20 protein-coding genes are annotated in these 20,631 nt (G+C 63.9%); 10 read left to right on the plus strand and 10 right to left on the minus strand.

Annotated features, from left to right (window positions below; translation table 11 throughout):
• Positions 1-234: 234 nt before the first annotated feature.
• The 4 genes from NKH42_RS14825 to NKH42_RS14840 are packed head-to-tail and all read right to left on the minus strand — an operon-like array spanning position 235 to position 7,063.
• Positions 235-2,322, minus strand: coding sequence for a hypothetical protein (locus tag NKH42_RS14825; protein WP_352508158.1), 2,088 nt, complete (start codon positions 2,320-2,322; stop codon positions 235-237).
• A 3-nt stretch (positions 2,323-2,325) separates the two neighbouring features.
• Entirely contained in the window at positions 2,326-5,148 is a 2,823-nt protein-coding gene (locus NKH42_RS14830; protein WP_352751877.1) for a DUF4159 domain-containing protein, read from the minus strand.
• Positions 5,145-6,059, minus strand: coding sequence for a DUF58 domain-containing protein (locus tag NKH42_RS14835; protein WP_352687913.1), 915 nt, complete (start codon positions 6,057-6,059; stop codon positions 5,145-5,147). Before NKH42_RS14835 ends, NKH42_RS14830 begins: the two co-directional genes overlap by 4 nt.
• The gene (locus NKH42_RS14840; protein ID WP_254819166.1) at positions 6,059-7,063 is read right to left on the minus strand and encodes an AAA family ATPase; all 1,005 of its coding nucleotides are present in this window, start codon (positions 7,061-7,063) and stop codon (positions 6,059-6,061) included. Before NKH42_RS14840 ends, NKH42_RS14835 begins: the two co-directional genes overlap by 1 nt.
• Before the next feature lie 146 nt (positions 7,064-7,209).
• Between NKH42_RS14840 and NKH42_RS14845 the strand changes: the two genes are divergently transcribed.
• The 3 genes from NKH42_RS14845 to NKH42_RS14855 are packed head-to-tail and all read left to right on the plus strand — an operon-like array spanning position 7,210 to position 9,750.
• Positions 7,210-7,839 (plus strand): DUF1285 domain-containing protein, encoded by a 630-nt coding sequence (locus tag NKH42_RS14845; protein WP_352687911.1) that lies wholly within the window; start codon positions 7,210-7,212, stop codon positions 7,837-7,839.
• A 13-nt stretch (positions 7,840-7,852) separates the two neighbouring features.
• Positions 7,853-8,485: a CoA pyrophosphatase gene (locus tag NKH42_RS14850; protein WP_352687909.1), complete on the plus strand. Its 633-nt coding sequence runs from the start codon at positions 7,853-7,855 to the stop codon at positions 8,483-8,485.
• Positions 8,482-9,750, plus strand: coding sequence for a CCA tRNA nucleotidyltransferase (locus tag NKH42_RS14855; protein ID WP_352687907.1), 1,269 nt, complete (start codon positions 8,482-8,484; stop codon positions 9,748-9,750). Before NKH42_RS14850 ends, NKH42_RS14855 begins: the two co-directional genes overlap by 4 nt.
• Positions 9,751-9,753: 3 nt before the next feature.
• Here the strand turns inward: NKH42_RS14855 and NKH42_RS14860 are convergent, their stop codons facing one another.
• The 3 genes from NKH42_RS14860 to hemF all read right to left on the minus strand — a co-directional run bounded on the left by NKH42_RS14860 (position 9,754) and on the right by hemF (position 11,638).
• Positions 9,754-9,939 (minus strand): DUF1059 domain-containing protein, encoded by a 186-nt coding sequence (locus NKH42_RS14860; protein ID WP_023679490.1) that lies wholly within the window; start codon positions 9,937-9,939, stop codon positions 9,754-9,756.
• Positions 9,940-10,205: 266 nt separating this feature from the next.
• Positions 10,206-10,466, minus strand: a complete 261-nt coding sequence (locus NKH42_RS14865; RefSeq protein WP_352687905.1) for a DUF1344 domain-containing protein — start codon at positions 10,464-10,466, stop codon at positions 10,206-10,208.
• A 257-nt stretch (positions 10,467-10,723) separates the two neighbouring features.
• The gene (hemF, locus tag NKH42_RS14870) at positions 10,724-11,638 is read right to left on the minus strand and encodes an oxygen-dependent coproporphyrinogen oxidase (protein ID WP_352508146.1); all 915 of its coding nucleotides are present in this window, start codon (positions 11,636-11,638) and stop codon (positions 10,724-10,726) included.
• Positions 11,639-11,743: 105 nt separating this feature from the next.
• On the opposite strand from hemF, the gene NKH42_RS14875 reads away from it, so the two are divergent.
• Positions 11,744-12,001, plus strand: a complete 258-nt coding sequence (locus NKH42_RS14875) for a hypothetical protein (RefSeq protein ID WP_023679487.1) — start codon at positions 11,744-11,746, stop codon at positions 11,999-12,001.
• Here NKH42_RS14875 and soxR read toward each other — a convergent pair.
• Both soxR and NKH42_RS14885 read right to left on the minus strand, forming a co-directional pair.
• Complete coding sequence (soxR, locus tag NKH42_RS14880) at positions 11,998-12,444, minus strand: redox-sensitive transcriptional activator SoxR (protein WP_352508145.1); 447 nt, start codon at positions 12,442-12,444, stop codon at positions 11,998-12,000. The genes NKH42_RS14875 and soxR overlap by 4 nt on opposite strands.
• 170 nt (positions 12,445-12,614) lie before the next feature.
• Positions 12,615-13,073 (minus strand): tRNA (cytidine(34)-2'-O)-methyltransferase, encoded by a 459-nt coding sequence (locus NKH42_RS14885; protein ID WP_352508144.1) that lies wholly within the window; start codon positions 13,071-13,073, stop codon positions 12,615-12,617.
• A 283-nt stretch (positions 13,074-13,356) separates the two neighbouring features.
• Here NKH42_RS14885 and NKH42_RS14890 point away from each other — a divergent pair, with 283 nt between their 5' ends.
• The 4 genes from NKH42_RS14890 to NKH42_RS14905 are packed head-to-tail and all read left to right on the plus strand — an operon-like array spanning position 13,357 to position 18,028.
• Positions 13,357-13,899, plus strand: a complete 543-nt coding sequence (locus tag NKH42_RS14890) for a hypothetical protein (protein ID WP_352508143.1) — start codon at positions 13,357-13,359, stop codon at positions 13,897-13,899.
• Positions 13,900-13,921: 22 nt separating this feature from the next.
• Positions 13,922-15,811, plus strand: coding sequence for an ABC transporter ATP-binding protein (locus NKH42_RS14895; RefSeq protein WP_352508142.1), 1,890 nt, complete (start codon positions 13,922-13,924; stop codon positions 15,809-15,811).
• Positions 15,808-17,691, plus strand: coding sequence for an ABC transporter ATP-binding protein (locus tag NKH42_RS14900; RefSeq protein ID WP_352508141.1), 1,884 nt, complete (start codon positions 15,808-15,810; stop codon positions 17,689-17,691). Before NKH42_RS14895 ends, NKH42_RS14900 begins: the two co-directional genes overlap by 4 nt.
• A gap of 22 nt (positions 17,692-17,713) precedes the next feature.
• Positions 17,714-18,028, plus strand: a complete 315-nt coding sequence (locus tag NKH42_RS14905) for a DUF6665 family protein (protein ID WP_254819177.1) — start codon at positions 17,714-17,716, stop codon at positions 18,026-18,028.
• A 27-nt stretch (positions 18,029-18,055) separates the two neighbouring features.
• On the opposite strand, the gene NKH42_RS14910 is transcribed toward NKH42_RS14905, so the two are convergent.
• Entirely contained in the window at positions 18,056-18,412 is a 357-nt protein-coding gene (locus NKH42_RS14910) for a cupin domain-containing protein (RefSeq protein WP_352508140.1), read from the minus strand.
• Between the two features lie 280 nt (positions 18,413-18,692).
• On the opposite strand from NKH42_RS14910, the gene petA reads away from it, so the two are divergent.
• Both petA and NKH42_RS14920 read left to right on the plus strand, forming a co-directional pair.
• Positions 18,693-19,253, plus strand: a complete 561-nt coding sequence (petA, locus tag NKH42_RS14915; RefSeq protein ID WP_352508139.1) for a ubiquinol-cytochrome c reductase iron-sulfur subunit — start codon at positions 18,693-18,695, stop codon at positions 19,251-19,253.
• Between the two features lie 16 nt (positions 19,254-19,269).
• Positions 19,270-20,571, plus strand: a complete 1,302-nt coding sequence (locus tag NKH42_RS14920; protein WP_352974219.1) for a cytochrome b — start codon at positions 19,270-19,272, stop codon at positions 20,569-20,571.
• The last annotated feature ends 60 nt before the right edge of the window (positions 20,572-20,631 follow it).

The raw sequence follows: 20,631 nt of genomic DNA on the forward strand, positions 1-20,631 counted from the left end.
AAGGCCACCGCCCAGGTGACATTGGCGGCGATCGCCTTCAACATGCGCCGATGGGCCGCCATCACGGGATAGGTGCGCCCGCAGCGCGGCCGCCCGGGCCGAAACCGCCGCCGAAAGCCCAAACAAGGGGGCGGAGCTCACAAAGACGAGCGAAATCCCTGCGATCCCGCCCCATCCAAACATCCCCGGTTACTGCGCAACAGGCCCACAAGGGGAGAAGGAAGGACGGTGCCGCTACCGCCCTTCGCGGTACCACATAGAGCCCATCGCCAAAAGCAGCAGGCCGAGTCCGAGGAAGCCACCGAACAGCGGCACGCGCGAGACGGCCTTGAGCACGCTGTCGTCGGTGGTGCGCAGGCCGATCCAGTCATTGCCGGAAGCCGCTCCCGAGGAGCGGACTGGAACGATCGAGGGCAGCGTGACCATGCTGGTGAGATTGCCAAGTGCCGAGGCCGGCGCCAGCCGGCGAACGCTGCCGCCGGTTGCCTCAGCCGGTGGTTTCAGCCGGTTCTCGGTGGAGACCACATCGGTGAATTCCGGGGCGTTGACCGGCCCGACATGGGCCAATGCCGTCAGGTCGCCATTGCCGACCTGGTAGAGACCGATTTCGCTGGTCTCGACGCTGCCGAGGAAGACACCTGGTTCGGATTTCTCGAGCCTGACGATCAGTGCCTTGCCGGATGGCGTGATGACTTGCGCCGGGCCGGGGTCGTCGCTCATTGTCTGGCGGCGGATTTCCAGCACCATGCCGCGGCCGTCGGCGGTCAGCCGCTCTTCCTCGAGTTCGGGCTCCTTCATCAGCCAGTGGGCGATGCGCCGGTAGAGCTGGACGTGGGGGCCACCGCCCTCGAAGCCGCGCGCCCACAGCCAGCCCTGGTCGGACAGAAGCATGCCGACGCGGCCTTCGCCCTTGCGATCGAGCAGCAGCAGCGGCCGGTTGTCGGCGCCCTTCATCACCACCTCGCCCTCGGGGTTCTCGACCCCGATGGTGCGGAACCAGCGGCTCCAGTGCGGCGGCTCGGTCGCGGAGCCGTCGAGCCCGCGCGTTACCGGATGACGCTGGCCGGTATCGGTGAGGCGCGGATAGAAGGCCTTGTCGATGACCTCGCCGGTCGGCATTGCCGGCAGCGCCGATATCAGCGGCGTGCGGGCGATCGAGCTTTCGCCGGCATATTCGGGGCCTGCCGCGATCAGCAGCGCGCCGCCCTTTTCGACATATTCGGAGATATAGTCGTAATAGAGGATCGGCAGTACGTCGCGGTGCTGATAGCGGTCGAAGATGATCAGGTCGAAATCCTTGATCTTCTCAACAAACAGCTCGCGCGTCGGGAAGGCGATCAGCGACAATTCGTTGATCGGCGTGCCGTCCTGCTTTTCCGGCGGGCGCAGGATGGTGAAGTGCACGAGGTCCACCGAAGCGTCGGATTTCAGCAAATTGCGCCAGGTGCGCTCGCCCGCATGCGGTTCACCGGAAACGAGCAGTACCCGCAGATTTTCGCGAATACCGTCGATCAGCGCGATGGCGCGGTTGTTGGTGTCGGTGAGTTCGCCCGGCTCGTGGTTGATGGCGAGTTCGACAATGTTGCGCCCGGCGCTGGGAATGGTCACCTGCAGCGGCATCGCCTGGCCGATGTTGGCGTGCTCGACCGATACCTGCTCGCCATTGACCGATACGCGGACATCGACCGGGCCGGTGTCGTTGTTGGTGGCGATGACGCGATAGGTCATGTCGAGCGGCTTGCCGACGAGGCCGAAGCGCGGCGCATTCTCGAAGCGAATGCGACGGTCCTTTTCATGCTCGTTGCCGGTAATCAGCGCATGCAGCGGGGCATTGAAGTCGGGTGTGCCGGACGGCGCGTCATGCACCTCGCCATCGGTGATCATGATGGCGCCGCCGATGCGCGATGGCGGCACGTCGCGGAAAGCATTTTCGAGCGAGGAAAACAACCGCGTCTCGGTGCGCTCGTCGGCGGCTTCGGACTTGCCGGCTTCGACGACACGGACGTCGAACTGCTTGAAGCGGCCGAGACGCTGCTGAAGCCCGGCTAACGCCGCGTCGGTCTGCTTGGTGCGGTCGCCGATATCCTGGCTCTGGCTGCGGTCGACGACGACGGCGACGATGCTTTTCAGCGGCTCGCGCTCTTCGTCGAGGAACACCGGATTGAGCAGCGCCGCAGCCAGGGCAATCAGGGCTGCCAGGCGGAAAATCGCACCGCGCTGGCGAAACCAAAGGCCGGCCAGCGCCAGCAGCAGCAGCGGCACCAGGACCACTGCGAGCAGCGGCCAGGTGATGAGCGGTTCGAAGGAGAGCGACCAGTTCATAGTCTACTGCCCCAGCCGTTCGAGCAGCACCGGGACGTGCACCTGATCGGACTTGTAGTTGCCGGTCAGCATGTACATCATGATGTTGACGCCGGCGCGCAGCGCATAGATGCGCTGCATCGGATCCGAAGGCACCGTCGGCAATAGCGGGTCGCCATTCTCGTCGACCGCCCAGGCGCCGGCGAAATCATTCGCGGTGATCATGATTGGCGAAACGCCGTCGCCGGTGCGCACCGGGCGGTTCTCGGTGTTGCTGGCTTCGAGCGATGCCTCGACCCAAAGCGGGCTGCCGGCAAAACGGCCAGGAAACTCCGGAAGAATGTAGAAGGATTTGGTCAGCACGTGGTCCGACGGCACCGGTTCCAGCGGTGGCACGTTGAGGTTGCCGAGGATGTCGCGCAGCCGCTCCGTAGCCGGGCTGGTCGAATCCGCACCAATGCCATTGGCGAACTGGTCACGGGTGTCGAACAAGACCGTTCCGCCCTGCTGCATATAGGCGTCGATGCGGGCGATGGCGGCCTCGCTCGGCATCGGGGCCGAGGGATCGATCGGCCAGTAGATCAGCGGGTAGAAGGACAGTTCGTCCTTCGAGATGTCGACGCCGGCGGGTGCTCCGGGTTCGAGCGCGGTTTTTTCGATAAGAAAGCGGGTCAGCCCTTCGAGCCCGGCGCGGCTGATCGAATCGACACCCGGTTCGCCGGTCAGCACGTAGGCGATCCGGGTCTTTGAAATGTCCCCGATCGCCTCTGTATCTCCCGGTTTGGCGTCGTCGGCACGCGCGACGTCCGCGTGGCCAATCAAGGCGCAGAGCGCAATCAGCAGGACGGCTGCCGTCGCCGCAGCGCCGGCACGGCGCGGCCGGCGCGACAACAGGCCGCCCATCCAGAATACGGCAAGCGTGTCGAGCACCATCAGCACCAGGGCGGCCGTGACAAGCGGACCTTTGAGGTTGCGCTGCTCGTCGAAGGCATACTGGATAGTGGTGACCGGCACCGTGATTTCAGGCCGGGCCAGCGGCGTGAATGCGCTGTCGCCACCGAGCAGATTGTGAGCGAACACTCCCGTCTCCGAGCCGTAGAGGCCGGGCGGGTTTTCCAGCGTCACCGGCAGCGGGCCGGCGCCGGGCACCAGAGGCCTGGCATCCGGCGTCGGCGGCACCAGCGTGCCGTCGGCGGCGATCATGCGATAGGGTGCCAGCGACGTGGCGGCTGCCTCCGCATTGGCGACCGCCGAGCCCTGGTTGCGCGACAATTGCACGATGCGCCGCAGCATCTCGACGAAGCTGCCGGAGATCGGCAGATTGGACCACGTCGCCTCGGGGGTGACGTGGAACAGTACGAGGGTGCCCTTGTCCTTCTTCATCCCGGTCACCAGCGGCGTGCCGTCGGCAAGCGTGGCCCAGGTGCGCTCGACAATGTCGGGCGTCGGCTCGGCCAGCACCTGCCTAGTAACGGTGACCTCGGTTGGCGGCGCGAGGTCGGCGAAGGGACCGGTTTTCGGGAATTCGGTGACCGGCTGCGGCGCCGTCCATGACAGCGCGCCGCCAAGCGATCGCTCGCCGGTGCGCAGCCGGACCGGCAGCAGATCGTCGTCATTGCCGGCAGCGGCCAGCCGCGAACCGGCAAAACGCACCAGTGTGCCGCCCTTGTCGACCCAGTCGACCAGCCTCTGCCGCGCCTGTTCCGGAATGGTGCCGACATCCGCCATGACGATCATCGCCGGTTTCTGGTCGAGCAGTTGCGGAATGGCGTCGGCGAGATCGACGCTCGACGGCTCGACGAGATCGGCGAAGGGCTGCAGGGCGCGGCGGATGTAGTAGAGCGGCGACAGCAGCGGTTGCGCCTGATCGGCCTCGGACTGCGACAGCAACCCGACGCGGCGGCGTTTTGAGCTCTCATCGAGCACGCGGACGGCACCGGCCTGGCGCTCGCCATCGAGCGCGATGTAGGCGAAGTCGTTGCGCAGTTCGAACGGCACCGCCATCGTGCCGGTTGCGGTGGTTCCGCCCGGGGCAAAGGTAAGCGTCGCGTCGGCAATGCGGCGGCCCTTGTCGTCGAACGCGCCGGCCGTCACCTGTGCAGGTGCTGGGTCGCCCGGTGCGCGAATGGCGGTCAGTGCGAAGCCGTCGACCTGGTTGTCGGCGCCGGTCAGGCCGGTCAGCGACAGCCGGTCGGAAACGGCCCAGACAACACGTGCCGCGTTCTTTGACAACAACGTGTCAAAGGCGGCTTCGTCGCCTTGCGCCGCCAAGCCATCGGCGAGCACTGCGACGCTGGCGCCCGGCAGCGAGTTCAGGGCTGATGCGACGCGGGCGTAGACGGCGGGGCGGTCGGTCGGGATCGGCCGCGGCTTTGCCGCGCGCAGCCGGTCGAGCGCGGCAGCGGCATCGAAGGGACCGATCTCGGCATTCGGCTTCTCGGCGGTGAAAGCGATGAGCACCGGCACGCCGTTCGAATTGGCATCGGCGATCAGCCGCTCGGCGGTGGCGACCCGCTTGCCCCAGTCGGCGGCACTTGCCCAGTCATTGTCGATCACCAGCGCCAGGGCGGCGCCCTCGGCCGGCAGCTTTTCGCGCGGGTTGAAGACGGGTTCGGCAAGTGCTGCCACGACAAGCGCGGCCATTAGCAGCCTGAGCAGCGTCAGCCACCAAGGGCTCTGCTGCGGCGTTTCTTCGCGCCTCAACACGCGGGCGAGAATCCTGAGCGGCGGAAACACCTCGGTTTGCGGCCTGGGCGGGGTCAGCCGCAGAAGCCACCAGATCACCGGCAGCGCCAGCAGGCCCCACAGCACCATCGGCGCCCCGAAGGAGAGCGGCAGCCAACTCATGCGCGGGCCCTCCCGGCAAAGCTGCCCTCGGCGGTCATCGCCATATGGATGCGCACCAGCGCCTCGGAGGCAAGGCGATCGGTATGATTGACGGTAAAGCTCCAGCCAAGCCGTTTGCACCAGGCGGCCAGTTCCTGGCGGCGGGCGGCATAAAGCAGGCGATAGCCCTCGCCCAGCATTTCGGCACGGCCGGCGGTCAGCTTGTCGCCGGTCTCAGGATCGGTGAATTCGGTGCGCCCGGCATAGGGGAAGCTTTCCTCGGCCGGATCGGCGACCTCGATCAGGTGTGCGCGCACGCCGTGGCGGGCGAGCACGTCCAGCCAGGCCATGGTGTCCTCGACCGGGTCGAGGAAATCGCTGACGAGGACGATGTCGCAGAAGCGACGAATGCCGGACAGGTCGGGCTTTGCCGGCAGGTCGCCGGCGTGCATCAGTTGCGCCGCGATGCGCTCGGCGCCATTGCGGGCGGTGAACGGGTCGGTCAGGCCGGGCCAGGCAATGCGCTCGCCGCTGCGCGACAAAAGCTCGGCCATGGCCAGCGTCAGCACAAGGGCGCGCGATTCCTTGGAAACGCTGGCTCCGGTCGATTTGTAGAGCATGGAAGGCGAGGGGTCGGCCCACAGCCACACCGTGTGGGCGGCCTCCCATTCACGGTCGCGGACATAGGTGTGGTCGTCGCGGGCGGAACGGCGCCAGTCAATGCGCGAGGAATCGCCTTCGACATAGGGCCGGAACTGCCAGAAGTTCTCGCCGATGCCGCGCTTGCGGCGGCCATGCCAGCCGGCAATTACCGTGTTGACGATGCGGCGCGCCTCGACCAGCAGGTCCGGCACCAGAGAAGCCCGCAACCGGCCTCTGGCGAGCGCATCGCGCGTCGCTGCCGGTACCTGCGCTTCACCGATGCGCGCCATCAAATCCCTTTCGCGAGCTTCGCCACGACGTCGCGAACCGTGGTGCCCTCGGCGCGGGCGGCGAAGGTCAGCGCCATGCGGTGCTGCAGCACCGGCTCGGCCAGTGCGCGGACGTCGTCGACCGACGGCGCCAGCCGGCCGTCATAGAGGGCGCGGGCGCGGGTGCACAGCGTCAGCGCCTGACTGGCGCGCGGGCCTGGGCCCCAGGCGACGTGCTTGTCGGTATCGGCGTTGCCCTGGCCGGGACGCGCAGAGCGCACCAGCTTGAGGATCGCCTCGACGACGCTTTCCGGCACCGGCATGCGGCGGATGAGCGTCTGGATGTCCTTCAGCCGCGCCGGCTGCAGCACGTTTTCAGCCTTGGCATCCTCGATACCGGTGGTTTCCAGCAGGATGCGGCGCTCCGCCTCGATCTCGGGGTAGAGGATGTCGACCTGCATCAGGAAGCGGTCGAGCTGTGCCTCGGGCAGCGGATAGGTGCCTTCCTGCTCCAGCGGGTTCTGTGTCGCCAGAACATGGAACGGTGACGGCAAGTCGTGGCGCACGCCGGCAATGGTGACGTGGTATTCCTGCATCGACTGCAGCAGCGCCGACTGGGTACGCGGTGAGGCGCGGTTGATCTCGTCGGCCATCAGCAGTTGCGCGAAGATCGGCCCGGAAATGAAGCGGAACGAACGCTTGCCGAATTCATCCTGCTCCATCACCTCTGAGCCGAGAATGTCGGACGGCATCAGGTCGGGCGTGAACTGGATACGGCGTGAATCGAGGCCGAGCACGATGCCCAGCGTTTCGACCAGCTTGGTCTTGGCTAGGCCGGGCACGCCGACCAGCAGTGCATGGCCGCCGGCCAGCAATGCGACGAGCGTGCGCTCGACGACGCTTTCCTGGCCGAAGATGACCCGGCCGACGCCGTTGCGAACCCTCGAAATGTCGGCCAGCGCTTTCTCGGCCTGCGCCACCATGTCCTTTTCGCTGATCGGGCTTTCCTTGATCATCACGCTCATGCAGCATCGATCCTTCTGGTTGGAAATACCGCTTGGCACAGTGGGTGCCGCAGAATGCCGCGATTCGGCCTCGCAGGGCGCCTGTCTTTGAATTTAAATCACAGACTTAGGCTGACAAGCGGAACAACAGTGACTATTTCGTGACCATGACGGAAGCCGCAGACAATCGTGAAGAGAGCCTGACGGCCGCGACCGAGGCGCGCGGGCTGCAAGCGCTGGTCTCGCGCGCGACGCGCGCCGGCAAGGGGCCGGCGCCGGTGGAACGCTGGAATCCGGCGTTTTGCGGCGATCTCGACATGGAAATCAAGCAGGACGGCACCTGGTTCTATCTGGGAACGCCGATCGGCCGGATGCCGCTGGTGCAGCTTTTTTCCTCGGTGCTGCGTAAGGACGAGGACGGCAGGACCTACCTGGTGACGCCGGTGGAAAAGGTTGGCATCCGCGTCGCCGATGCGCCCTTCATTGCCGTCGAGATGGACGTGTCTGGCGCGGGCGACGGACAAATCATCACCTTTCGCACCAATGTCGGCGACGTGGTCGAGGCTGGGGTGGGACACCCGCTGCGCTTCGTCGATGAGGACGAGACAGGTGGCCTGAAGCCCTATGTGCTGGTGCGCGGGCGGCTGGAGGCGCTGGTGGCACGGCCGGTGATGTACGAGCTGGTCGAGCACGGCGAAGAGATCGACATCAGTGGCAAGACGATGTTTGCCGTCCGTTCCAAAGGCGAGGTCTATCCAATCATGCCGGCTGAGAAACTGAAACGGCTGAGCGCATGATGGACCGCCTATGATGGATCAGGTGACGCAGTTGGCGTTTTCCGCTGCCGAGTTTCGCCAGCGCGTCGCGGCGCAGCCGCTGGCGCATGCCGGCGACGATTTTGGCGACCACCGCTTCAATCCGGGCCATCCCAGGCTGAAGCTGGCCAAGGCGCTGCGCGATGCCGCCGTTCTGATCCCGGTGGTCGACCATGGCCATGAAGCCACGGTCCTTTTGACCAGGCGGGCGGAGAAGCTGCGCAACCATTCGGGGCAGGTTGCTTTCCCCGGTGGCACCGTCGATCCAACCGATGCGAGCCCGGAAGCGGCGGCGTTGCGCGAGACATTCGAGGAGATAGGTCTCGATAGGGATTACATCGAGATCATCGGCCGTCTGCCGGACTACGTTTCCGGCAGCGGCTATCGCATCGCCCCGGTGCTCGGGATTGTGCGGCCCGGTTTCAGCCTGACGCTGAATTCCGACGAAGTCGATGCTGTCTTCGAGGTGCCGCTGGGTTTTCTGATGGACCCCGCCAACCACACCAGAGACAGTCGCATGTGGAACGACCTCGAATGGTTCTTTTACGAGATGCCCTATGGCGGCCAGCGCATCTGGGGCGTCACTGCGGGCATCATCCGAACGCTCTATGAAAGGCTCTATTCGTGAGCAATCCTGTGTCGATTGCTGGCAAGGCCGGCTGGCTCGGCGAAAGCCACTTGCAGCGCCTGCTCGCCGCGCTCACCGACGGCGGCGAGGAGGCGCGTGTCGCCGGCGGTGCGGTGCGCAACGCGCTCATCGGCCAGCCGGTCGCCGACATCGACATCGCCACCACGACAGTGCCCGAGGAAACCATCCGGCGTGCCGAGGCGGCGGGCTTCAAGACGGTGCCGACCGGCATCAAGCATGGCACGGTCACCGCGGTCGCCCAGGGCAAGGCCTACGAGGTCACCACGCTGCGTGCCGATGTCGAAACCGACGGCCGGCGCGCCAAAGTGTCGTTCGGCCGCGACTGGAAAGCCGACGCTGAGCGGCGCGATTTCACCATCAATGCACTCTATGCCGAAGCCGATGGAACGGTCGTCGATCTGGTCGGCGGTATCGCCGATATCGAGGCGCGGCGGCTGCGCTTCATCGGCGATCCGGAAGCGCGTATCCGCGAGGATTATCTGCGCATCCTGCGTTTCTTCCGTTTCTTCGCCTGGTATGGCGACGGCAGGCCGGATGCCGAAGGGTTAAAGGCTTGCGCACGGCTGAAGCAGGGCCTCGACCAGCTCTCGGTCGAGCGCGTCTGGTGGGAATTGAAGAAATTGCTGTCGGCGCCGGATCCGTCGCGGGCGCTGCTGTGGATGCGCCAAGCCGGCGTTCTGACCGCCGTTTTGCCGGAAAGCGAGAAATGGGGCATCGATGCCATTCACGGGCTGACCAAGACGGAGAAGGACCTGGCCTGGGCGCCGGACCCGCTGCTCAGGCTGGAAGCCGTCGTGCCGCCGGATGCCGCGCGCATGAAGACGCTTGCCGAGAGATTGAGGCTTTCCGTGAGCGAGGCAAGCCGTCTGCGGAATTGGGCGATCACGGCTGCCGTCGATCCGAAAACGACCGAAGGAGAGTTGGCGAAAGGGCTTTATTTTGGCGACCGCCAAGGCTTTGTCGATCGGTTGCGGCTGTTGCTTGCTTCCGCTCGAGCCCGCGCAGTCGAAGACAGTGACGCACTGCTCGAAGCCGGCGGCTTCTCGCGCCTGCTTGCCTTCGCCGCGAAATGGCAGAACCCTGTTTTTCCGCTCAAGGGCGCCGATCTGACGACACTTGGCGCGTCACCGGGGCCAAAGCTTGGTGCAACGTTGAAGAACCTCGAAAAGGAATGGGTCGAGTCCGGTTTTGCGCTCGATCGCGGCGCGCTGCTCAAGCGCGCCGCAGAGGCACTCGAATCCTGACCGTCACGCCGCGTCGCGGACCTTTTCGATGCGCGAGCGGATCGCCTCGATCATCGTCTCGCGGATCACGGTCTCGCCATGCGTCTCGCGCAGATGCTCGACGGCACGGCGCATGACCTCAGCCTCCTCCTCGGCGCGTGTGTGCCACTCGCAGCCGGGTACGAGCGACCCGCAATGGAATTCCTTCATCGGCTTCTCCTCATCTCCTCCTTGGAGCACCGCGCACTGACACGGAAGCTCCCACCTTTGATTGCGCGATCCGGAAACCGCGTCCGGTATCCGGGCTACACGCTGGCCAGGTTAGCATAACACGATCGAATGGTTTTGGTTGCCTTAGAGTGCCGTGCGTCCAAGCCGACACGCGGTGATCGGGTTGCGAAAAGGCGGAGCATCGCTGCTCCGCCCTCTTACGCTACCTAGGAGTAAGACCTCGTCTTGCTCCAGCGGGCAGGACATCACTTCACGATCTTGACTGCCTCGGCAATTTTATCCTTGCCGCTCATATCCCACGTGACGCGGACCTTTTCGCCGACCTTCAGGCCAGGATCCTTGAAGGTCTGGGGCAACGTAAAGGTGGCTCCGTTATCCAGAACTAGGCTCATCGCCGTTCCATCAAAGCTTTTGATCGTGCCGGTGGTGTGCTTGGCCGCAGCGAATGCGGCAGTACCAGAGGCGAGAACGGTAGCAGCGGCTGCGGTCATAATAAGCTTGCGCATGGCATGCTCTCCTGGAAAATGTGGGCACCGCTTGGGAAAGGTGCCCCATTCAATCATGGGCCGTCCGGTCACGTCGGGTCGCGGCTCTCGGGAGTAAAGAACCGCCGGCGTTTCCCGGCCCCACGCGACAAATAGCCCAATCTTTACAATGGTATATTAGACGAAAAAGATATTTTTTGGCACGCCTTGCGCCACATTCGCCGTCAAATTCCGGGGATTTGGACCCGATTGCGGCTCACCTCGTGCTCGCCGAGATTTTACGGCCATTTCGCTTCTGGCGGCAGGCTGGACAGGATCGAGGCGACATTGCCGCCGGTCTTCAGCCCGAAGATGGTGCCGCGATCGTGAAGCAAGTTGAATTCGACATAACGGCCGCGGCGGATGAGCTGCTCGTCACGGTCGCCATCGGTCCAGTTGTCATTGAAGTTGGCGCGCACCAGATGCCCGTAGACGACGAGAAAAGATCGCCCGACGTCCTGGACGAAGTTGAAATCGGCGTCCCAGCCGCCTTTGTCCTCATCCGAATGCAGCCAATCGAAGAAGATACCGCCGGTACCGCGTGGCTCGTCGCGGTGCGGCAGGTAGAAGTACTCGTCGCACCAGGCTTTGAATTTCACGTAGTCGGCGGTCGCCGCGTTCTTCTCGCAGGCAAATTGCATCGCTCTGTGGAAGGCGATCGTGTCGGGGTCGTCCTGGCTGCGGCGGCGCTCAAGCACCGGTGTCAGGTCGGCGCCGCCGCCGAACCACTGGCGCGAGGTGACGACCATGCGCGTGTTCATATGCACGGCCGGCACGTTGGGGTTCCACGGATGGGCGATCAGCGAAATGCCGCTTGCCCAGAAGGACGGGTCCTCTTCGGCGCCCGGCATCTGCTTCCTGAATTCGGGCGAGAACTCGCCATGGACGGTCGAGGTGTGGACGCCAACCTTCTCGAAGACGCGGCCGTGCATCATCGACATGATGCCGCCGCCGCCCTTGCCGGCATCGCGTTGCCACGGCGTCTTTTCGAAGCGACCGGGCGACCAGCTGGCCTGCGGCCCCCGCAGGTCCTGCTCGATCTGCTCGAAGCTGGCGCAGATGCGCTCGCGCAACGTCTCGAACCACAGCCGTGCCTTGGTCTTCTTCTGTTCGATGTCGGCTGGCAGCCCCGCCGGTATCTCGGGTCGTTGCAAATCCTGTCTCCGGTTGCGGGGCGTACCCCGACAAATGACTCGTCTTTTCCGGCCGCGATCCCTAATCTCTTAGGTGCAAGGGTCAAGTGTGAATGGAGTTCTTTCGTGCGCACCCCGGCAAGACCGCCGCTGGATGGCCTGAAGAAGAGGCTCGACCGTTCACGCGCCGAGAACGCGCGCATGCCGCGCGACGGCTTCCTGCGCGAGACCTTCGTGCTGCCGCGTTCCGACGCTCGTCTCAAGGCGAAGGAATGGTTCGAGCGCTTTCCCAAGCAGGCCTATTGGACCGAGATCGAGAGCTGGTTCGAGCGGCCGGGCGACGTCATCGAATTCACAATCAGGCGGCTGCCGGCGGCGGATTAACGCTCGATCAGCAAGCGTCTCGCGCCCGGCCCTCGGATGCTCAGCCGGTCGCCCTTATTCCGCAGCGGGCATTTGTCGATCGACATGCAGCCGCAGCCGATACAGTCGGTCAACCCGTCGCGCAGCTTCGTGAGCTGACTGATCTTCTGATCGAGCTCGTCGCGCCAAGCCGTCGAAAGCAGGTTCCAATCCTCGCGGGTCGGCGTTCGTCCTTCGGGCAGCGATCGAAGGGCTGTGCCGATCTCGGCCAGCGAAATGCCGACCTCCTGCGCTACCTTGATGATCGCCACACGTCGCAGCACGTCGCGGCCGTAACGCCGTTGGTTGCCTGATGTGCGGTGGCTGCGGATCAGCCCGCGCGCTTCGTAGAAATGCAGCGCCGACACCGCCACGCCACTGCGCGTCGCCACCTGGCCGACCGTCAATTCCGTTGCCGCAGCCATCTCCGATTTTCCGCTTGACCTCAAGTTAAGTTGAGCTTGTAGCGAAGAAGCCTCGAAGATGCAAACGGCAGGAGATGGCGATGGGCGTCTGGATTAGAATGACCGGAGAGGACGCAGTGGTGCGTGAGGACGATGCCTTGGTCGCTGCGGCCGGCGATCGCGTACACGTCCTAGCGAAGCTGCCGGATCGCCTCGCCCGCCGCCATCGCAACGGAAAGCGCGACGTTGATGCTGCGCGCTCCGGGCTGCATCGGGATGGTCAGGCACGCATCCGCCGCCTCGTGGACGGCATCCGGCACGCCTGCGGATTCGCGGCCGAACAGGAGAATGTCGTCGCCGGCAAAGGCGAAATCCGTGTAGGCGGCAGCTGCTTTGGTCGACAGCAGCACGAGCCGCCGCTTGGCAAGCTTGCGCCAGTCCTCGAAGGCGTGCCAGTCGACATGCCGGGTGAGCGCCGCCATTTCGAGGTAGTCCATGCCGGCCCGTTTCAGCGCCCGGTCACCGAGCGGGAAGCCCGCCGGTTCGATGATGTCGACGCCGAGACCGAGGCAAGCGGCGAAGCGCAGGATTGTCCCGGTGTTGCCGGCGATATCAGGCTGGTAGAGCGCGATGCGGAGACGGTCGTTCATTTCCGCGTCTTTCTAATAAGTGGCAGATCAGCCACAGAGCTCTCGCGGTTTTGGAAATTCCTGGACTGGCGGGTGGTCATTTTCTGCGAAGTCGGTTATACGGCCAGCATTGTCAACCCGAACCGATGGAGGGGTAATTCATGATGGCCATGCACATCCACCACCTCTCTCGTGGGCTTACCAGCCCGACGGCGGTTTCGGTACGACGATTCTCCTGACCTTCTAGACTTCTGATCGCACCGATTCCCGCCGAAACCTTTTCGGCCTTTGAAGGAATCCTGCGATGTTTTTCAAGCTGTGCAAGGGGCTGAACGCCCCGCCTGAACACAATTCGACCGATGTCACCTTTGCCGCACCGCGCATGCCCGCGGCCTGGGTCGACTCACCCTTCTATCTGCATCTTCAAGTGGAGGACGGACCGATGTTCGATCCCTGTAGAATACCCGGCTCAAGAAGCCTGCACGAGCGCAAGACTGCGACCTGGGCACTTTTGATCGGCGAGACCCACTCGTCGGCGGTTCACGCCGAGACCCGCCGGCGTCCGCATCGCGGCATGCTGCCGGACGTCGATTTCTCGCGCGCCGTTCCGGACTATAGCCGGCCGTCGCTGGTGCGACGGATCATCAGGCTGATCCGGCCTGGTGCAAAAACCGGCGCGAAAATCCGGATCGTCAAAACGTCGTCAGCATCGTCAAGCGAGACTGTCGGCGAAAGGCCCGCGACAACCTATATAGCGCGAAGCAGGGCCGGCGAGGCGGACGATACCGTATCGCCGGTCCTTGACGCCGTGCGGTCTGGGCACCTCGTCCGTTCGCGTGCCGCGTGAGCGGGAAATTGTGAGCATCACTATGTTTAGCTGGTTTGAAAAAAGGCTCGATCCGTTCCCTGCCAAGGAGCCGGTCGAGCCGCCGCGGACACTGATCGCCTTCTGCGTGCATTACACGCGCGGCGCATGGCCCTACATCGCTCTCGATGCGGTACTGGTGACGGCCATCGCCCTTGCCGAGGTGTGGATGTTCGGCTTCATGGGCCGGATCGTCGACTGGCTGTCCGGACAGAATCGCGAGACGTTCCTGCAGACCGAAGGCTTGAAGCTGGCCGGCATGGCCTTCATCGTGGTTTTTGCGCTGCCGGCAACGGTCTGGTTCCATTCGCTGCTCAACCAGCAGACGCTGATGGGTAATTATCCGATGCGTATCCGCTGGCAGGTGCATCGGTACCTGCTCAAGCAGTCGATGAGCTTCTATCAGGACGAGTTTGCCGGGCGCATCGCGACCAAGCTGATGCAGACAGCGCTCGCCGTGCGCGAGTGCGTCATCAAGCTCATCGATGTGCTCAATTATATCGTCGTCTATTTTCTCGGCATGCTGTTCATTGTCGGCTCGGCAGACTGGCGGCTGGCTGCGCCGCTTGCCGTCTGGCTTGCCGGCTATGTCCTGCTGTTGCGCTATTTCATCCCGCGACTGGGCAAGGTCGGCGAGGAGCAGGCCAATGCGCGCTCGACCATGACTGGCCGTGTCGTCGACAGCTACTCCAATATTCAGACGGTCAAGCTGTTCTCGCATGCGCGGCGCGAGGCATCCTTCGCCAAGGACGGTATGGCCGGCTTTCTCGACACCGTTTACCGATCGATGCGGTTGGTGACGCAACTCTACGGCCTGCTCTACGTCCTGAATTCGCTGCTGTTGTTTTCGGTCGCCTCGATCTCGCTATGGCTGTGGCTCGGCCAAGCCGTGACGATCGGCGCTGTCGCCCTGGTCATCGGCCTCGTGCTGCGGCTCTGGGGCATGTCGCAATGGATCATGTGGGAGATGTCCACGCTGTTCGAAAATATCGGCACGGTGCAGGACGGCATCGCCTCGATCTCGCTACCGCGCCTCGTCGAAGACCGGCCTGGTGCCAAGGATATTGCCGTGACCAAGGGCGAGATCCGTTTTGAGGACATCCGCTTCCACTACGGCAAGCAGAAGGGTGTGATCGAAAGCTTGTCGCTGACGGTGAAGCCGGGCGAGAAGGTCGGCATTGTCGGTCGATCGGGTGCCGGCAAGTCGACGCTGGTCAATCTTCTATTGCGCTTCTACGACCTCGAAAGCGGCAAGGTCCTGATCGACGGCCAGGACATTGCGGCAGTGACGCAGGACTCGCTGCGGGCCCAGATCGGCATGGTCACGCAGGACACCTCGCTGCTGCATCGCTCGGTACGCGAGAACATCCTCTATGGCAGGCCGGACGCCAGCAATGAGATGCTGATCGAGGCGGCGCGGCGCGCCGAGGCGCTGGATTTCATTGCCGGCTTGTCGGATTCGAACGGCCGCAAGGGTTTCGACGCGCATGTCGGCGATCGCGGCGTCAAATTGTCCGGCGGCCAGCGGCAACGCATAGCCATAGCCCGTGTCATGCTGAAGGACGCGCCGATCCTCATTCTCGACGAGGCGACCTCCGCCCTCGATTCCGAGGCCGAGGCGGCCATCCAGGAGAATCTCTACAAACTGATGCAAGGCAAGACCGTCATCGCCATTGCGCACCGGCTGTCGACGATCGCGGCCATGGACCGGCTCGTGGTCATGGACAAGGGCCGAGTCATCGAGGAAGGTTCGCATGAGGAACTCGTTGCCAAAGGCGGGCTCTACGCCCAGCTCTGGCAACGTCAGTCGGGCGGATTCCTGCTCGACGACGGCCCTTCTGCCAACGATGCAGCCGCCAACGATGCAATCGCCAAGGGTGAAGCCGCCGAATGATGACTGCCATCTACCGCTGGTTCGAGAACTGGGTCTATCCATTCCGGGAGCCCGCGGACCTTCGGCCACCTGCCAGCGTCAGGGGTTTCCTCTGGCATTACGTCGGGCAGGCGAAGATCGCCTTCTTCGCCATGCTGGTGATCGGCGGCATCGCGCCGCTGGTCGAAGCCGGACTGTTCTATTTCGTCGGGCGGCTGGTCGACATCCTCGACCAGCTTCCCGGGGAACGCAGCTGGCACGCGCTGTGGACTGCCGCCGGCCCGGAACTTGTCTTCATGATCGCGGTGGTGCTGGTCATCCGCACCATTGTCGTCGGTCTGTCGGCGCTGGTCGACGAGCAGACGATCACGCCGGGTTTCTATAATCTGGTGCGCTGGCAGGCGCATCGCCATGTCTCGCGCCAATCCTACGCCTTCTTTCAGAACGACTTTGCCGGGCGTATCGCGACCAAGGTCTGGCAGGCGGGACAGGCGACCGGCGATCTGATGGAAAGCTTCATCGAGGTCGTCTGGTTCATGGTCGTCTATACGGTGACGACGCTGGCGCTGGTCGCCGGGCTCGATCTCCGGCTGGCGGTGCTGGTGGTGATCTGGATTACCGCCTTCGGCTTGCTGGCCAGGCGCTATTTGCCGGCAATCCGCAAACATGCCGAAGCGACCGCCGAAGCCGGCTCGATGATCACCGGCCGCCTTGTCGATTCCTATTCGAACGTGCAGACGCTGAAACTGTTCTCGGCTGATGGCGACGACCACTACATCAGGAACGGCTTCGACATCTATCTCGACGCGCTGCGCCCGTTCACCCGCAGGCTGACCGGCGTGCTCATGGCGCTGACGATGCTGTCGGGCATTATGATAACGGCGATCGCCTGCTTTGCCGTTTATCTCTGGGTCGAGGGTTCGATCACAGTCGGCGCCGTGGCTTTCACGCTGTCTTTGGTGCTGCGGCTGAACATGCTGCTCGGCCGGCTGATGATGCAGCTCAACGGCATCTTGCGTAACCTCGGCGTGCTGGAGAATTCCAAGGCGCTGATCTCGCAGCCGCTCGGCCTGACCGATGCGCCGGACGCGAAAGAGCTTGTCGTCGGCGGCGGGCGCATCGACGTCAGCAATGTCGAGTTCCACTACGGCAAGGGGTCCGGCGTGCTCAACGGCATCGACCTCGTCGTGCGGCCGGGCGAAAAGGTGGGCTTGGTCGGCCCGTCCGGCGCCGGCAAGACGACCTTGGTCAATCTGATCCTGCGCCTCTACGACCTCGAGAGCGGCAAGATCACCATTGACGGGCAGGACGTCTCCAGGGTCACGCAGAATTCGCTGCGCGCCAATATCGGCGTCGTCAGCCAGGATACGGCACTTTTCCACCGCTCGCTGCGCGACAACATCAAGCTCGGCATGCCGGAAGCGACCGACGCCGAGGTGGTCGCGGCAGCGAAGAAGGCCGAGGCGCACGAGTTCATCCTCGGTCTGCGCGACAATCGCGATCGCATCGGCTACGAGGCCTATGTCGGCGAGCGCGGCGTCAAGCTCTCCGGCGGCCAGCGCCAGCGCGTGGCGATCGCCCGCGTCTTCCTCAAGGATGCACCGATCCTGGTGCTCGACGAAGCGACCTCGGCGCTCGATTCCGACGTCGAGGCGGCGATCCAGGAAAATCTGGCAAGGCTGATGGAAGGCAAGACGGTCATCGCCATCGCGCATCGGCTGTCGACCATTGCGGCACTCGACCGGCTGGTGGTGCTCGACGAGGGCCGCATCGTCGAGCAAGGCACGCATGACGAGCTGGTCGGGCTCGACGGGCTCTATGCCAGGCTGTGGAAGCGGCAGTCCGGCGGCTTCCTGTTCAACGAGGAGAGCGCGCTGGCCGAGACCCGGCCGGCGGAGTAGTTTCTAAAAACCGGAGTAGACCATGGCGGTGAGAATGCCATCGAATTTCGGACGGTCCGGCGCGCAGGAGAGCGCGTTGGACCTGCTTGGCCATGAAATCCTCGGCGAGAAGGCGGCCGCGCTCGGCCGCGCCGGCCGGCGCGTCGAGGAAACATTGACGAGGCTGCGCGAGAATTGCGACAGTGTCGACCGTGCCCGGCTGCTCAGGGATGCAGCCGAAGCGGTGCACGGGTATTTCATCCAGCGCGAACTCTGCGGCCTGCGCAAGCACGACGCGGTGATCCGGGAATACAACATTCCCAAGGCCGTGCTGGCCAGGCTCGGCGCCAGCGGATGATCCGAACCGGAACTGATTTGGGAAGCGTTATTCCAGCCACTCGGTGATGAAGCTGCCGTTCTCGTGTATGTCGGTGGTTTCCAGCGGGCCTGGCCCGAGATTGGTGAATTTGTGCGGCGTGTTCGGCGGTACGACCAGGATCTGGCCGGCTGTGGCCTCGATCTGCCGGTCGCCGACGGTGAACAGACCGGTCCCGGTTCGGATGATGAAAATCTCGCAATAGGGATGGCTGTGCAGCCTCGGGCCGCCGCCAGTCTCCGGCAGGTAGTTAAAGATCAGGCAACTGCTGGAACCGTAAGGCCCGCATTGCAACTCGCCTTGCCAGTGGTCGGGCCAGCGGTCGGGCGCTTTGGCCCATTTGTCGCGGTCGATGACATGCGCCATGGGGCGAGGATAAACCGGGCGAGCGTCCGCTGTCGAGGTGAACGCAGCCGTTTGGTTTTGCTGCTGTTTTCCAATCGTTCCGCTGGGCAAATTACGCCCCCGCGACAATCTGCCCTTGTGCCTTCGCCCGTCTGGACAAAAACAGGCTTCACGCATAAACCCAAGTCCCAAATGCCGGAGGAATTCGCTAGCCTGTTCGCCATGCGCTGTCGGGCCGGCGCGATTGAGCGGGGAACAAGCTCGGCCGCCGGCACGGAAGAGGCGAAAGGATCAGGCACCCGTGAGCGCAACCGACACCCAGGATCCCAACCGCCGTGATTTTCTCTACGTCGCCACCGGCATGGCCGCGGTGGTCGGCGCGGGCGCCGTTGCTTGGCCGTTCATCGACCAGATGCGTCCGGATGCCTCGACGCTGGCGCTTGCCTCGGTCGAGGTCGACGTCTCGTCGCTGACGCCAGGAATGTCGCTCGTCGTGAAGTGGCGCGGCAAGCCGGTGGTCGTACGCAACCGCACCGAAAAAGAGATGAAGGACGCCGAGGCGGTCAATCTCGCCGAACTCAAGGACCCAATCGCCCGCAATGCCAACCTGCCGGCCGATGCGCCGGCAACCGACGCCAATCGAACCACGCCGGGCAAGGAAGCCTGGATGGTGATGGTCCAGGTCTGCACCCATCTCGGCTGCATCCCGCTCGGCCAGGAAGGCGATTTCGGCGGCTGGTTCTGCCCATGCCACGGTTCCGTATACGATACCGCCGGCCGCATCCGGAAGGGGCCGGCGCCGGAGAACATGGCGGTACCGGTGTTCCAATTCATTTCTGACACCAAGATCCGTATCGGCTGAGGCAGGGGATATTTCCATGAGCGAGGGACACTCGACCTATACGCCCAAGTCCGGCATCGGACGCTGGTTCGATTCGCGCATGCCGCTGCCGCGGCTGGTCTATGACAGCTTCATCGCCTATCCGGTGCCGCGCAACCTGAACTATGCCTGGACCTTCGGCGGCATCCTTGCGCTTATGCTGGCGGCGCAGATCCTGAGCGGTATCGTGCTGGCCATGCACTATGCAGCCGACAGCACTCTCGCCTTCGATTCGGTCGAGAAGATCATGCGCGACGTGAATTCGGGCTGGCTGCTGCGCTATCTCCATTCCAACGGCGCGTCGTTCTTCTTCGTCGCCGTCTACATCCATATTTTCCGTGGCCTCTACTACGGCTCCTACAAGGCGCCGCGTGAGCTGCTGTGGATCCTCGGCTGCATCATCTACCTGCTGATGATGGCGACCGGGTTCATGGGCTATGTGCTGCCCTGGGGCCAGATGTCGTTCTGGGGCGCCACCGTCATCACCGGCTTCTTCACCGCCATTCCGCTGGTCGGCGACTGGATCCAGCAGCTTCTCCTCGGCGGCTTCGCGGTCGACAATCCGACGCTGAACCGCTTCTTTGCGCTGCACTACCTTTTGCCGTTCATGATTGCCGGCGTCGTCGTGCTGCACATCTGGGCGCTTCACGTCGTCGGCCAGAACAATCCGACCGGCATCGAGGTCAAATCGAAGACCGACACGCTCGCCTTCACGCCTTACGCGACCATAAAGGACGGGTTCGGCATGATCGTGTTCCTGTTCGTCTTCGCCTATTTCGTGTTCTACCTGCCGAATTATCTCGGCCATCCCGACAATTACACCGTGGCCAACCCGCTGAAGACGCCGGCCCACATCGTGCCGGAATGGTACTTCCTGCCGTTCTACGCGATCCTGCGCGCCATTACCTTCAATATCGGGCCCATCAACTCCAAGCTCGGGGGCGTGCTCTGCATGTTCGGCGCGATTGTCATGCTGTTCCTGGTGCCGTGGCTCGACACCTCGAAGGTGCGCTCGGCAGTCTACCGACCCTGGTACAAGCTGTTCTTCTGGCTGTTCGTGGCCGACGCCATCCTGCTCGGCTGGCTGGGCTCGCAGCCGGCCGAGGGCAGCTATGTATTCATGGCGCAGATGGCGACGCTGTTCTACTTCGCCTTCTTCCTGGTAGCTCTGCCGGTGCTCGGGCTGATCGAAAAGCCGCGACGGCTGCCGAATTCGATCACCGAGGCGGTGCTCGAGAAGAACAAGGGCGGCGGCGGATATCCGGCCGGCGCCACGACCGCGCCGGAAACCAAGGGCTGAGCATGATCCCGAAAAGTGGAAACCGGTACTCGGACAAGGTCATGCTCGAGACGATGACAG

This window comes from Mesorhizobium sp. M1142, from assembly GCF_040318565.1.
Lineage (GTDB): Bacteria > Pseudomonadota > Alphaproteobacteria > Rhizobiales > Rhizobiaceae > Mesorhizobium.